Genomic DNA, 15,532 nt, shown 5'->3' with positions numbered 1-15,532 from the left:
CAACCGATGTATAGGCGGTTGTTGGTGCTGGTAATCCACTCGCAGAACTGTTCCCATACGTTGGCGCTTTTGCGCTGTTGTAAGGTTGCGGTCATGTTTTTATGATTACGTTGGTTGTATGTATGTTTTAGGCGTTTCCACCTGTTACATACATTAACAGTAATTATTTCGTTTTGTAAAGTGTTTTGAGAAAAAAACTTTACAATGCGTGGTCACTAATGCTGAAAACCAGTGTTTACAATAATTTCGAGCGTAGAGAAAAATGAGTTTCGCTGAATCCGCCTCAAAAAATGGTTACATTTCTTCAGGAAAATCTGTTTTATGATAGTTGCCAAATCTACTTATGCCTTATTGTCCACACAGCCTTCCGTAGGAAAGCAGACCAAAGGTATCGCCACTTATAGTCCTGCATATACAATTGTCCCTACCTATGAGTGTTTCAATCGCTGTACCTACTGCAACTTTCGCACCGACCCAGGCGAAAGTTCGTGGATGACCCTATCAGCAGCAGAAGATATCTTCAAGCGGCTACAAAATGAGCAAGTCTGTGAAATTCTTATCCTTAGTGGAGAAGTACACCCCCATTCACCAAAGCGTCAAGCATGGTTCCAGAGAATCTATGATTTATGTAAACTAGCGTTAACATCGGGTTTTCTCCCACATACCAATGCTGGGCCTTTGAGTTTTGCAGAGATGCAGGAATTAAAAACCGTTAATGTTTCAATGGGTTTAATGCTGGAACAATTAACACCAAAATTGTTAGAAACAGTCCATCGCCATGCACCAAGTAAGTTACCGGAATTAAGGTTACAACAATTAGAGTGGGCGGGAGAGTTGCAAATTCCTTTTACAACAGGGTTACTCTTGGGGATTGGGGAAACTAATGATGATTGCTGGGAGACACTAGAAGCCATATCGAAATTACATCAGCGTTACCATCATATTCAGGAAGTTATTTTACAACCCCACAGCCCAGGAAATCAGCAGACATTTAACGCGCCAGCTTTTAATCCCCATCATTTACCAGAAGTTATTGCTAAAGCACGCCAGATTTTACCATTAGATATTACAATTCAAATTCCGCCAAATTTAGTTAAAGATGAGCGATGGTTACTGGCTTGTGTAGAAGCGGGTGCGAGAGATTTAGGGGGAATTGGGCCGAAAGATGAAGTTAATCCTGATTATCCTCATCTTCAGGCGGAGGAATTGAGAGAAGTTTTACAGCCTGCGGGTTGGGATTTGATGCCACGTTTGCCTGTGTATCCGCAGTTTGATGGTTGGTTGTCAGGGGAGTTGCAGGCAAGTGTGAGAAGGTGGAGAGAATTGGTAATTGGTAATTTATTTTGAATTTTGGATTTTGAATTGATTCATTTTTGATATGAGGTTGATATTAAAATTCCGTGTTTGGGACTGAATAATAATGCTAATAGAAATAGTCCTGAAACTACTAAAACGATCGCCGGGCCGGAGGGTAAATTATAAAAGTAACTCAGGTACATACCGCTAATACTCGAAAAAACGCCTATCCCTGCGCCTAAGATCATGACTTGGTGCAAACGTTTCACTAATAGATAAGCGGTTGCTCCTGGTGTAATTAACAGTGATAGTACTAAAATTACGCCTACTGCTTTCATACTGGCGACTATTGTTAAGGCAATCAGTAGCATTAAACCAAAGTTTAAGCGATTTACTGGTAAGCCTGCGGCTTGAGCGCCTAAAGGATCGAAGGTGTAAAATAACAGTTCTTTATATAATAAAATTACGACTGTTAAAACGATAGCGGCGATAATGGCGGTATCACGTACCTCATCAACAGTAACGCCAAGGATATTACCAAATAAAAAGTGATTGAGGTCGATTTTATTATCTTTTTGAACAACGGTAATGAGGGTAATACCCAAGGCGAAGAATGCTGAAAATACGATACCCATTGCAGCATCTTCTTTGATGGGCGATCGCGTCCTAATCCAAGCGATCGCTATCGTACTCAAAACCCCAGCAATAAATGCGCCCACAAATATGTTAGCGCCCACCATGAAAGCGATCGCTAGTCCTGGTAAAACCGAGTGACTGATAGCGTCACCCAAAAGTGCCAATCTTTGCACCATCAAGTAACTACCCACAACCGCACACAACAAACCTACTAAAATAGCAATCACAAGCGATCGCTGCATAAAGCCATATTGCAATGGCTCAATTAAAGCTTCTAACATGGATATTTAGTCATTAGTCAGTGGTCATTAGTCCATTGTCAATAGTCAGTTGTTATACCAATTTGAAAACAGAATGCGACAAATAAACCATCTGTAGAGACGCGATTTATCGCGTCTTCACCCAAGGATGTGTTGCCATCATTAATTGAATTGGTATTAGTTGTTGTACGTTGTTATGAGTTATGGGACTTAGGCAACCAGATTTTCTGTTGATACTAAGTGTAAGGGTTTCAAACCCCTATACCCCTATACCCTCACACCCCTAAACCCTTGTTCAAGCTGCATCCGAGAAGTAGATGACTTTACCGCCATAAGCTTGCTGCAAGTTATCGTCTGTAAGTACTTGTTGACGGGAACCTGTGGCGATTAATTCACGGTTGAGTAATACTAAATCATCAAAATGGCTGATAGATTCGCCTAAGTCGTGGTTAACTACCAACACAATTTTGTTAGCCGCAGCTAATTCGTGGAAAACCTCAAAAATGACTGTTTGGGTTTTTTGATCAATACCTACCAAGGGTTCATCAAAACAGAATATGTCTGCTTGTTGTGCCAAAGCCCTCGCTAAGAACACCCGTTGTTGTTGTCCCCCTGATAATTGTCCTATGGGGCGATCGCAATAATCCAGCATTCCCACTCGTTCTAAGGCATTCTTGGCAACTTGGCGACTCACAGCCGAGAAACTACGTAACCAACCTGTTTTCTTTACCCGTCCCATCATCACTACATCCCAAACTGTGGCGGGATAAGTCCAGTCAATTTGGCTACGTTGGGGAACGTAAGCAACTTTCCCCAATTGCTGCATGAGGGGTTTGTTCTGGTATAGTACCCTACCACTGCTAACGGGAACCAAGCCTAACATTGCTTTCATGAGGGTGCTTTTACCAGCGCCGTTAGGGCCAAATATTCCTGTCAGTCGTCCCGGTTTGACAATACAGTTAACATCCCGCAAGGCTTCTTGCGTACGGTAGTGTACCCCTAGATGGGAGATATTAATTGCTGCTGTTGCTGTTGAGGTATCCACTGGTTCCCGCATGGAATTAGTTGCTAAGGAAAAGTTCGCAATTTGCATGGTGTCATTTCCGAGACGTAAAAAATGAAAAGATTATGAAAATAATGTAACTTAAAAAATGAGAAAAATATGAAAATAACTATAACAGTCTGATGAATGCAATCACTCACTCAAAAGCCAGATTTTGCTGGCAATCTGTATTAGTCGTATTTGTGGGACTTTTGATAGGTGGATGTGCCTCAGTCAACTCCAGCCGTACTCCTGCGGACGCAGATGGTAAGCCGCAAGTAGTAGCAACTAGTACCATCATTGCTGATTTAGCACAGGAAGTTGGGGGAGAAGAAATTCAATTAACCGGAATATTAAAGCCAGGGACAGATCCTCATGTTTACGAACCAGTACCAGCCGACAGCAGAGTTTTAGAACAAGCTGACTTGATTTTGTACAACGGCTACAACTTAGAACCAGGGTTGATTAAGTTAATGAATGCTGCGGGTAGTAAAGCCATAAAGTTAGCAGTGGGGGAAGTTGTCAAACCTTTGCAGTTAGATAAAGGTAAAGGTGAAGTAGTGCCAGATCCTCATGTTTGGGGGAGTGCAGAAAATGCTGTGGCTATGGTTAATGCTATTCGAGATGCTTTAATTGAGTTATCCCCTGAAGATAGAGAAAAATATACTCAGAGGGCATCACAGCTTACAGATGAATTAAAACAGTTGCATAGCTGGATTAATCAGCAGATACAGACAATTCCGCCTGATAAACGCAAACTGATAACAACCCACGATGCTTTCCAATATTATGGACGAGCTTATGGTCTGGCGATCGCTGGTACTTTAATTGGCATTAGCACTGAAGAACAGCCAAGCGCCCAAACAGTTAAAAGATTAGTAGACTCGATTAAAAAGATCGGTGTACCTGCAATTTTTGCCGAAACTACAATTAATCCCACTTTAATTAGAACTGTTGCCGAAGAAGCAGGGATAAAACTAGCACCAAATCAACTCTACTCTGATTCCATTGGTGCTAAAGGAAGTAATGGCGATTCCTATATCAAAATGATGGAGGCAAACACACGCGCTATTGTAGAAGCCTTGGGTGGAAAATATACGCCTTTTGAACTAAAGAAATAAATATATCTTTTGCTTCTGTTTCCCACGTCTGAGGTTACATCTAAATGTATAGGCTGAGATATATCCTTAGATATGTAATTTTTACCAAAATAGAAAACTCTCACTAGGGAAGGAACTCAATTAACATTTGATTTTTTAGAGTGTGTTAGTAAACAAAAAAGATTTTAATCTTGAAATAGCCATGACTAACGAAAAACCAGAAAATCAAAATAATCAACCAAAAGAAATTAAACAACCTGTAAGTAAAGATTGGCATTCCCGCGAGGAACCAACTGCCAAAGAAAGAAACTTAACCGCAAACCCAGGAGATAGAATTGCCGACGAACCCCAATCAATCGAAGAGAAAGCCAAGCAGGTGGCTGTAGATGCACCAGACATTACAGGTGATCATATTAAAGTGCCTACCTACTTTGTTGTTGACGAACCTAATGGCGAACAAAAAGCATTACATCACGTCAAAGATGCCGAAGAAATTTCTGATGTAATTCGTCAAGCTAGAATGGATGAAAACGGAAATCGTATTTGGTGGTAGTTCTCAGCGCATTATTTTAGGCCATAAAGAACCCCGACTTTTTTAAAAAGTCGGGGTTCTGAATACATAATAGATAAATTACTCCGGTAAACCCTTCACTTGCAACAAGTCTAACTCTTGTTCAAATATTTCATCAATCGGCAACATTTGCCCGTCTTGAGTCATGAACTTATGGTCTTTTGTTGCCCTAATAATTGACCCATCTTCAAGACAATATTCAAATACTTCTTGTTTACCGCGATGATGCCATTGAGCAATGGGTTGGGTGTAAACAATACCATTATTATTAATGCTAAATACACTACACTCAATACCTTTCTCTACAATCTCGCCAATGGGTACAAATCCATATTCAACTGTTAAAACTTCTGTATCATAACTTAAACAATATTCTGCGAATTTCAACATATCCTCAAATAGCTTTTCAGCTACTTGCTTCTTGACACCATTTTTAGTTGAACCATCAATAAATTTTTCTTGCTGCTTCTGCATCTCCGAAACTTTCTTTTTACCCATCGCACGGCGCAGCAAGTCGGCTTGTCCTAAGGTATAACCAGCCATATCTTGAGCAATTTTCATGATTTGCTCTTGATAGACCATGATTCCATAGGTTTCATTTAAGATTGGTTCTAAAACTTGGCTTTCATAATCTATATTTTCCCGCCCATGTTTACGGTTAATAAACTTAGGAATTAATCCAGCATCTAAGGGGCCTGGTCGGTAAAGTGCCAAGATAGAAGAAATATCTTCAATATTAGAAGGCTTCAAATCTCTTACTATCTGTTTCATCCCTGAAGATTCTAATTGAAATATGCCTTCTAATTCACCGGATTCCAATAATTCATAAGTCTTTTGTACATCTTTTGGCAGAGTTTTATATTCACCTTTAGCTAATATTTTCTGTGCCTTACGTTCTTGACTAGTAATTTCGTAAGGATCGATTCTAAAGCCGTGTTTTTCTTCAATTAAATCAATGGTTTTCTGAATCATCGTTAGGTTTTTTAACCCTAAAAAGTCCATTTTTAACAAACCCATTGATTCCAGGTCTTCCATGAAATATTGAGTAATTACAGACCCGTCATTATTTTTTTGCAGTGGGACAATTTCATCTAATGGATCAGCAGAAATGACTACACCGGCGGCGTGAACACCAAAGGTTTTGTTAGTTCCTTCAATTCGCATCGCCATATCCAACCAATGGCGAACTCTGGGGTCGTTATCATATTTTTCTTTGAACTCTGGTTCCGGGGTAGCATCGGAAATCATCACCTTCAGTTTGGTGGGTTTACCCCGGACTACAGGAATTAATTTTGCCATTTTGTCAGATTCCCCGTAGGGAATGTTTAACACTCTGGCGACATCTTTTAACACTGCTTTGGAAGTTAGACGGTTAAAAGTAATGATTTGCGCGACTCTTTCTTTTCCATATTTATCTGTTACATATTCAATTACTTTATCCCGTTGTTCAATACAGAAATCTGTATCGATATCAGGCATTGATTTACGTTCTGGGTTCAAAAATCGCTCGAAGAGTAACCCATGATGTACCGGATCAATGTTGGTAATTCCCATTGTGTACGCAACTAAGGAACCAGCCGCCGAACCCCGACCAGGCCCCACAGGGATATTATTATCTCTAGCAAATTTGATATAGTCCCACACTACTAAAAAGTAGCTGGAGAATCCCATTTGTTGCAACATTTTGAGTTCATATTCTAGCCTTTCTCTGTAGACTGGCTCGACTTCGTTGCGGGATTTACGATTGAGTTTGTCTAACAGTCCTTGCCATGCAACTTCTTCGACATAAGTATCAGGGGTATGACCTGAAGGAATTGGGTAGTTGGGAATACGAGGCTCACCCATAATATGGTAAGGCTCGACTTTATCAGCAACTTCTTCTGTGGTGGCGATCGCCTCTGCAATTACATCATCGGTTAAATGGTCGCGGAATAGCAACTTCATCTCTTCGCCAGATTTGAGATATTCTGTGCCGCTATACCGCATTCGCTTATCTTCACTAATTAGCTTGCCAGTTTGAATACATAGCAATGCGTCGTGTGCTTCTACATCAAAGCAAGAAATGTAATGGGAATCATTGGTAGCAACAAATTTAATCTCTAACTCACGGGCAATTTTAATAATTTCTACGTTGACAATACGGTCTTCTTGTGAACCGTGGTCTTGAATTTCTAAATAAAAATCATCACCAAAAACATCTTTATACCACTTGGCAACTTTCCGCGCTGCATCTGGTCTGTTGCTAAGAATTGCTTGGGGAATTTCTCCACCTAAACAAGCACTGGTGACAATTAAGCCCTCATGATACTCTTTGAGCAAATCTTTATTAATACAAGGTCGAGAAAAAATACCTTTACCTTGCACACCTTGGAGGTGAGAGATTGTAGTTAATTTGACTAAGTTTTTGTAACCTTTAGTATTTTTAGCTAAAACAACTTGATGATATTTAGGGCGACCACGTTCTTGTTTTGCCAGATCGCCGTTAAGGATATACATTTCGTTGCCAATGATGGGCTTAATATTCTTACTGCGGCAAATTTTCAGTAGTTCGATCGCACCATACATGACACCGTGATCGGTAACAGCGATCGCTTTCATACCCAAGGCGATCGCTTGATCAATCAACTCAGGTAGCTGACTAGCCCCATCCAGCAGGCTGTAATCACTATGAATATGTAAAGGTACAAAGGACATAAATCTCTCCCAGCGCTAGCCCACAATCTTCCCCTGGGATTTCTTGTGAGCCAGATTTTATCTAGCAACGGAATCTTAGATTAACGCTTTTGGGAAATTTACACTTCCGCAGGGGATGTGTAAATAATGACAAGTGGAGGCTGGGGAACGATATTTCATCCCAATTGAATTAATGATTGCAACACATGATTGGGTGAAGACGCGATGAATCGCGTCTCTACAAATGGTTTATTTGTTGCATTCTTTTTCAAATTGGTATTATGTCCCCAATCCCCAATCCAAGGCAAAAGAAAACATCTTTTAACTTTTGACTTCTGACTTTTTTGTCCCCAATCCCTGCGACTTACCTTAAAACGCGCACTGTAAAAGGATAGCGATAATGTTCACCGTTGTAAGCTTTTGTGGCGGCAAAAGTTACTAAAAATAGTTGCATTAATAATAAGGCTACGGTGAAATACATCCAAATCAATAATAAACTGTCTAAAACTGTACTAACTTGATTTATTTCACCATTAGTAGTGACTGCAACGCTACAACTAGCTAAAACTAATAGTAATGATATGGCTATAACAAAGACGATATAGAACGTCAAAGAAATCTGAAAATTTAACGATTCTTTACCTTGAAAATCAACCCAGGGATATTTGACTTTTCTAGACTTCCAGACTAGGAAGGGGATCAAAATATTTAATGGTAAAAATAAAGGAACGCCTAGAAATACTACAGAAAATAAAAGTAACCACGCCACTAAAGCTGAGAAATGACACAACATCGCCCAGACCCGCATTTGTTTGTTGTGTTGTAATCTCATGGTTTTTTATCTCATGTGGATTGAGAAAGAATGCTTATCCACATTATCAATAAAAAAAGCCCCGAAACAGCTTAAAATTTGAGAATTTCTCGGTCATAATTTTCCGGTAGCGGCTCAATTTCCCATACTATGCCTTCTCCAGCCTCTAGGGCAACTTCAACGTAGAGTTGTTCTACGGCATTTGTGGCCATGTCTTCATTGTTGGGAAATGACTGTAGGTCTTCTGTGAGGAGTCGGAGTTTAAAGCCACCGGGAATAACTGCGCCTACGGCTGCATTCCGTAATTCAAAACGCCAATAAGGTGCGTCTGGTTCACCTTGTGGTGTAATCAACAGTTCGTATAGTTGACCAGCAATGGTTAATCGACGTGATAGGGTGACACCTGTTTGTCTATCTTCTGCACTTTTAGCCCCAGCCGCACTTAATTGTAAATTCAAGCGTCCCCAACCCATAGTCTGTGCTACTTGAGACACACCACTTTGTAACCATTCCAGCACTGATCTTTGTTCCGGTAGTCCCAAACGACGTTCATATAAGCTTTGTCGCCAACCGCCATGTTCAATTAATGCGCCCCATAGTTGAAAAGGGATGGCTAGCCTGGGGTTAATGATTTCTGGATTGCTTAAACGGGTGATGAGATTTTGAGCTTGTTCTGGGGTTAGGGTTGGTAATGCAGCTAGGGTGTTGCGGGTAATTTCATCAGGGCATAAATCCCGCGCTACAGCTAAGACGCTCATATCGTTAACAATATCAGTTATGTCTAACGAATAGGTGCGATCGCCTGGATCATATTTCCCTTGATGCTTCAGTTGTGCGTGGGTACAATAGCCCCAGACTTTTACATATTCCCCATATACTTGCACAGCTAAATAATAATCCCCAGCCCAAGTTGGTAAATCTACCCATTCTTGCTGTACACGTAATTCGCTGTGATCAATATTTTCACTGGGAACCAAAATAAATCTCTTGCCGTCAATTGTGACTGCGGTTCCGTTCACTAGTTCCCAAAGACTGGCTAGAGTTATGGTTGATGGCCACACCTTTGTCTGTGTGGAAAAGTCTTCCTGTAACCACGGCAAGACTGCTTTCAGGCAAAGTTCGTTGAGATAAGCTTGATAACGTGAGTAAGGATGAGAAAATAACTGGCTGTCAATATTTGCTGTTGTGGAGTCAGGGATTTCTAAAATCAGGTCTGTCGAGTCAGCAAAGGTGAATACGGTGGGGTTAGCAGTCATAAGGTTTACTCCGGGGATTTCTTTGGCTGGGTTTGGGGCAAGCTGGGAAAATTGCTGTTTCCCGAACAGACGTGAAAATCTCCAATTCTTTATTAATAGTTAATTTTCGACTGTTTTAGCATTTTTTATGCGTTGGAGACATTGTAGTAATTCTGTAACCAGTCTTCTATTAATGTACTCATAGCTTTGAGTATGTCTGAAGTCAGGGAAATATGCAGTACGTCTTGACTCCAGCCAGCTACAGACCGCAGTAGAGTTTCCTTGGCTTTGGTTAATCGCCGGGAAACAGTGTACTGTTTGATGTCTAATTGTTGAGCAATGCCATCTTGATTGAGTTTTTGCTGGTAGTACAATTGCAGTATTTGTTGTAGTTGCGCGTCAAGTTGGGCGATCGCTTCAACTAAAACTTGATAAATTTCTGTTTGTTGAGAATTTCTGGCTTGTTCTTCTTCTTGGGCAATAATTTCCTGAATTAGGGATGGCTGTTCTGTTCCTGGGAGATTATCTAGCAACTCAAATGAATCATCCGCACCTTTGGAGACATTGAGAGAATCTGGGGTGGGATAAAGATACTTACGGGCTGCTTTTGCTGCATTTAACAACCACTTTTCGATATCTTGGGGGTTAGCGGGTTGGTTACTTTGGGAATTATAAGCTTTGGCGATCGCATCCCAAGTAGCATCATCTGGTCGGGACAGTTGGCGAGAGTTAGCCGCTTTGGTGGGGAGATACAAAGTTTTAAAGCAATTCCAGGCGAGGATATAAGCGGTAATTTCCGTTGACGATAAACCCGCATTTTTTAGGGACTCATCTAAACGCTTCTGGCTAATTTTGCGTAACAGACCCCAATCAGTACAGATATCGACTTCTTGACGTTGGCGTAAAGTTTCGCGGATTGTACTACCAAAAATCAGACTAGCGTAGTTTTTCAGGGTACTGCTTTGACTGGGATCGAAACCTTTGAGGACTCGATCAACTTGGGCGATCGCTACTTGGAAACAGTCCGATAACCTGTATTGGGTACTGACAAAACTAGCGGCTGTTTTTTGGGATATCCAATAACAAGGTTCTTGCAGATAAGCAGTTAGATGTTGCTTCGCCAGAGGTTGAGTTTCCGGAACTTGCCAAAACTTATACCAATACAAAGCCCAAAAATATTCCGAAGTTTCCTTTGGCGTGTGCTTCAGACAACTAAGGATACTACGACGCAATCGTGATTCCGTCGCCCAACCACTGAAGCGATCGGCATCAAATTGCACGAAAGTCGAAAAAATTTCAGTAACGCTTTGCCGAGGTTGCATAAGAACTAGAAACTGACCTAGAGGAAGAATGAAGGCGTTAAACGACACCCGCACAAACTTTACTATAAGCAACAAAGATTACCTTTGCGCCAGTCAAGTGATTTTCTTAACTGTCTTAACTGTCTATTCAATTATGTTAACTGTCCACTTAAATATTTGATTGACTATCTTAACTGTCTTAAATGCTATTGCATTTCATTGATAAAGCTGAGAATATCTTTCTACTGAATAATTTAAGAATAATAAATAAAAATCATGCTTTCTTATTAAGAAGAATTTTTAACTTATAAACAATCGAGTTTAATAAGGATATAAAAGCTCATGCAGCTAGATAATTATAGTCAAAACATAAACAGTCAAAACAATAAAACTTTGACATATAGAGACATAGAAACTGCGATTCTTTCGAGTTTAACTGTTGATGATTGTGTAGTTATAGAGAAAAAAACAAAAAATCTAGAATCAGAATTAGTTGCTTATATAGTTCCATCAGGTTTGTTTGCACCAGAACAATTATTGTCTCACCTACAAGCAACTCTACCTAGCGAATTAATACCTAAAGCCATAGTCACAATCTCCACTATACCCCTAACAAATACAGGTCAGGTAGATGAAGTTACTCTAGCTCGTTTAGAAGTTATTGACTCTGACTTAATACGTCGTGCAGAGAAGCAACTAGAGTCATTGTCAGCGATTGAACGTGTTGCAGTGGTGGCTGAACCATTGGTGACAAATATTCCTCGTGTGCATTTGCAAGATTTGCTAGGTGAGACTGAGGCGATCGCCTCTGAAGATAGTCAGCAAAATGTACAAGCAACCATACCTAAACAGGAAGTAGAAAACAAGGAGATATTTTCATCAAAAAATTTAGCTATTAGTCAAGGAGAACCTCTGCCACAGCCCGAAAATGCTCCTAAAACTTTAAAAGAATTATTACAAAAAGCTGCTCAAAATTCGACTAAAAATATTATTTATATTCAACCGGATGGTAGTGAAAAATTCCAATCATATCGGGAAGTATGGCAAGATGCTCAACGGATTCTATCTGGATTAAGAAAGCTAGGACTTAAGCCCCAAGATAAAGTAATTTTTCAACTAGAAGATAATCAAGATTTCATTTGTGGTTTTTGGGCTTGCGTGCTTGGTGGCTTCGTTCCAGTACCCATATCCATCGCCCCAACCTACGAATTAGCTAATAGTATTGCCAGCAAACTGCAAAACACTTGGCAGATTTTGGATAAGCCGCTTGTACTAACAAATGCTGCTTTAGCCCCCAAAATTGATGACTTATCTAAGCTTTTAAAATTAGAAAACTTTCAATTTGCAATTATTGATCAGTTGCGTGAGTGTGAACCGGATTTAAATCTGCATCAAAGTCAGCCAGAGGATTTAGCGATTTTGTTCTTGACTTCTGGCAGCACTGGTATACCCAAGTGTGTGATGCTCAATCAGCATAATTTATTGAGCATGACAACTGGCTTAATTTTAATGGGTCATTTCTCCATCCAGGAAAGTGTTTTAAATTGGATGCCTCTGGATCACGTCGGTGCGCTGGTTTCTCTCAGTATTATGGCTGTGAGTTTAGGTTGCCAACAAATCCATGTACCTACTAACTTGATTGTGCAGAACCCGCTTTTGTGGCTGGATTTAATTGACAAACATCAAGCCACAATTAGTTGGGCCCCTAACTTTGCCTTTTCGTTGATATGCGATGCCTTTAGCGACCTCCAGTATCGTGCGAACGATATTCAGCAAAAGCACTGGGATTTATCATCTATGGGTTTTGTGATCAACGCAGGAGAACCCATCGTTACCAAGATAGCCAGGAATTTCTTAAAACTGCTGCGCCCTTATGGTTTACCAACGAATGCGATTCATCCAGCCTTTGGGATGAGCGAAACTTCTTCTGGGATTACATACTCTGATAGTTTTTCTCTAGAATCTTCATCAGATGACAGTTTATTTGTAGAATTGGGGCTGCCAATTGCTGGGGCTTCACTGCGGATTGTTGATGAAAATGAACAAATAGTTACAGAAGGTACGATTGGGCGTTTACAGGTTCAAGGTGCATCTGTGACTTCTGGTTACTATCAAAATCCACAGGCCAACCAAGAAGTTTTTACTCTTGATGGTTGGTTTAACACCGGAGATTTAGGATTTCTCCATCAAGGGCGTTTAACTATTACTGGACGACAGAAAGATGTAATTATCATTAATGGGCTAAATTACTATTGCCACGAAATCGAGGCCGCAGTTGAGGAAATTAAAGGAGTAGAAGTTTCTTATACAGCTGCTTGTGCTGTTAGACAACCAGGAATTAATACTGATAAACTAGCGATCTTCTTCCATACGGCGATCGTTGATGACACTAGTTTATTAACTCTGCTCAAGGAAATTCGCACCTCCGTTGTCAATAAAGTGGGCATAAACCCGGATTATTTGCTGCCAGTAGAACCAGAAGCTATTCCTAAAACTGCCATTGGAAAAATTCAGCGATCGCAACTGAGTCGGCGCTTCAATACAGGTGAATTTAAATCAGTTATTAAACACGTTGATATATTACTCGGTAACGCCAATACCATTCCTAATTGGTTCTACCGTCAAGTATGGCAGCCTAAAAATCCCCCTATTTTTAATTCTTCTTCAACCCTTATTAATTACACCATAGTATTTCTAGATGCTTTTGGTCTGGGTACATATTTATGTCAGAGATTATCAGAGCGTAACCTGCAATATATAACAGTTTCACCAGGGGAAGATTTCCGCAAAATCAATCGCTCACACTACACAATTACCCCAGGACAAGCCAAAGATTATCAATTATTACTCCAATCTCTAGCAACCGATAATATTATCATCGGGCAGATTCTTCATTTATGGAATTATGACCAATATCTTGGTGAAATCAAAGGTATTGATGCTCTCGAACAAGCACAAGAAAAGGGAATATATAGTTTATTGTTCCTGACTCAAGCTTTAGCAAAAGTTCGGGTTATTGATAATTCTATTCAATTACTATTTATATCCTCTTCTGTTCAGTCTATTTCCTCAGATGACCCCATAGCTTATGAAAAATCACCAGTCTTAGGTCTACTGAAAACCATTCCTCAAGAATTACCTTGGTTAAACTGTCGCCATATAGATTTACCATTCGCTGAAGTTGAGAAAAATGGAACTCATCTATTACAAGAAATGCAGGTTTTCTCAAAAGAGCGAGAGGTGGCTTATAGACATGGGCAACGTTTGATGCCTCGCCTAGAAAAAATAGATTTTACCAGCAAACCTAAATCTCCTATTGTCTTCAAGCAAGGAGGCACTTATTTAATAACTGGAGGATTGGGTGGTATAGGAGTTGAAATTGCCAGTTATTTACTCAAACATTACCAAGCTCGGCTCCTGTTAGTTGGCAGAACTACTTTAATTGGTCAAGAACAAGAAGATGTTCTTACACAACGTCAAAAAGCTTACCAAGAAATAACACAGCTTGGGGGAGAAGTAATTTACGAAGCTGTTGATATATGTGATTTAAAACAGTTGCAAATAATAGTTGAAAAAGCTCAATCCCATTGGGGTAAAAATCTTGATGGAGTGCTTCATTTAGCTGGAACTTCCCATGAGCAAATGATACTAGAAGCAACTCAGGAGAACTTAGCAGCAACACTACGTCCTAAAGTGTTTGGTACTTGGACACTACATCAATTGGTCAAAGATAATCAAGGCAGCATTTTTATCAACTTTTCTTCGGTAAACGGTTTTTTTGGCAGTACTGCTGCGGGGGCTTATGCTGCTGCTAATAGTTTTCTGGACGGCTTTTCTCATTACCAAAACTCACACAGTGAATTAACAAGCTATTGTTTGAGTTGGAGTATGTGGAATGAAATAGGCATGAGCCAGGGATATCAGCTAAAGAATTTGACCCGCGCTAAAGGGTTTTATGTGATGTCTCCCGCTCAAGCAATATCTTCTATGCTTGCCAGCTTACAACAGCAGCAAACACATTTATTAATAGGGTTGGATGGGAGCAAACCAAACATTCAACGTTGGCAATCTCAAGTTTTTAATCTACAAAAATTATCTGCTTATTTTACTACTCACAGTAGTGAGGATATTTGTAAATTACTAGAATTGAATATGGAAGACCGCTTTGGTAATTCCTGCACTTGTAGCTTAATCAAGCTGAAAGAAATACCCTTAACTGAGAGTGGTGTAATTGATAAAACCAAATTAATTCGGCAATTTATTGATCAGGGAGTAGGAACTTTTGTAGCACCCCGCAATAAGTTAGAGCAGCAAGTTGCTGATATTTGGGAACAAGTCTTGGGAAGAGCAGTATTTAGTATTCATGATAACTTCTTTGAACTGGGCGGAAATTCCTTGTTGGGAACGCAAGTAATTTCTCGGTTACGGGATACTTTCTTTATTGATTTTTCTTTACAGAGTTTATTTAAATTTCCTACTGTAGCTGAGTTGGCTAGTAATATAGAAATTCTAGAAATCTTCATGAAAAATGAATATACGCCCATTGACAACATATCAGAAGAATATGAGGAGGGTTATTTATAAAGTGATGGTAAATGATCTGCATA

General features: G+C 39.9%; 10 protein-coding genes. 4 read left to right on the top strand and 6 right to left on the bottom strand.

Annotated features, from left to right (window positions below; all coding sequences use genetic code 11):
* Positions 1–321: 321 nt before the first annotated feature.
* Complete coding sequence (gene cofG / locus H6G14_RS22155) at positions 322–1,347, top strand: 7,8-didemethyl-8-hydroxy-5-deazariboflavin synthase subunit CofG (protein WP_199326252.1); 1,026 nt, start codon at positions 322–324, stop codon at positions 1,345–1,347.
* 20 nt (positions 1,348–1,367) lie between these two features.
* Here cofG and H6G14_RS22150 read toward each other — a convergent pair whose 3' ends face one another.
* Both H6G14_RS22150 and H6G14_RS22145 read right to left on the bottom strand, forming a co-directional pair.
* Positions 1,368–2,213, bottom strand: coding sequence for a metal ABC transporter permease (locus H6G14_RS22150; protein WP_190569683.1), 846 nt, complete (start codon positions 2,211–2,213; stop codon positions 1,368–1,370).
* Between the two features lie 274 nt (positions 2,214–2,487).
* A complete protein-coding gene (locus tag H6G14_RS22145; protein ID WP_190569681.1) occupies positions 2,488–3,285 on the bottom strand; it encodes a metal ABC transporter ATP-binding protein in 798 nt (265 codons plus the stop codon).
* Positions 3,286–3,377: 92 nt separating this feature from the next.
* Here H6G14_RS22145 and H6G14_RS22140 point away from each other — a divergent pair, with 92 nt between their 5' ends.
* Complete coding sequence (locus H6G14_RS22140) at positions 3,378–4,355, top strand: metal ABC transporter substrate-binding protein (RefSeq protein ID WP_190569679.1); 978 nt, start codon at positions 3,378–3,380, stop codon at positions 4,353–4,355.
* Between the two features lie 181 nt (positions 4,356–4,536).
* Positions 4,537–4,887: a hypothetical protein gene (locus tag H6G14_RS22135; RefSeq protein ID WP_190569677.1), complete on the top strand. Its 351-nt coding sequence runs from the start codon at positions 4,537–4,539 to the stop codon at positions 4,885–4,887.
* Positions 4,888–4,965: 78 nt separating this feature from the next.
* Here H6G14_RS22135 and H6G14_RS22130 read toward each other — a convergent pair whose 3' ends face one another.
* The 4 genes from H6G14_RS22130 to H6G14_RS22115 all read right to left on the bottom strand — a co-directional run bounded on the left by H6G14_RS22130 (position 4,966) and on the right by H6G14_RS22115 (position 10,946).
* Complete coding sequence (locus H6G14_RS22130; RefSeq protein WP_190569675.1) at positions 4,966–7,599, bottom strand: DNA polymerase III subunit alpha; 2,634 nt, start codon at positions 7,597–7,599, stop codon at positions 4,966–4,968.
* Positions 7,600–7,942: 343 nt separating this feature from the next.
* Positions 7,943–8,410, bottom strand: a complete 468-nt coding sequence (locus tag H6G14_RS22125) for a DUF4870 domain-containing protein (RefSeq protein WP_190569673.1) — start codon at positions 8,408–8,410, stop codon at positions 7,943–7,945.
* 71 nt (positions 8,411–8,481) lie between these two features.
* Positions 8,482–9,645, bottom strand: a complete 1,164-nt coding sequence (locus H6G14_RS22120) for a DUF1822 family protein (RefSeq protein ID WP_190569671.1) — start codon at positions 9,643–9,645, stop codon at positions 8,482–8,484.
* A gap of 125 nt (positions 9,646–9,770) precedes the next feature.
* Complete coding sequence (locus H6G14_RS22115; RefSeq protein ID WP_190569669.1) at positions 9,771–10,946, bottom strand: sigma-70 family RNA polymerase sigma factor; 1,176 nt, start codon at positions 10,944–10,946, stop codon at positions 9,771–9,773.
* A 321-nt stretch (positions 10,947–11,267) separates the two neighbouring features.
* Between H6G14_RS22115 and H6G14_RS22110 the strand changes: the two genes are divergently transcribed.
* Positions 11,268–15,509, top strand: a complete 4,242-nt coding sequence (locus H6G14_RS22110) for an SDR family NAD(P)-dependent oxidoreductase (protein ID WP_190569668.1) — start codon at positions 11,268–11,270, stop codon at positions 15,507–15,509.
* Positions 15,510–15,532 lie beyond the last annotated feature (23 nt).

Source organism: Nostoc parmelioides FACHB-3921 (genome assembly GCF_014696625.1).
GTDB classification, from domain to species: Bacteria; Cyanobacteriota; Cyanobacteriia; order Cyanobacteriales; family Nostocaceae; genus Trichormus; species Trichormus parmelioides.
This window is presented reverse-complemented; position numbering and strand designations above follow the sequence as displayed.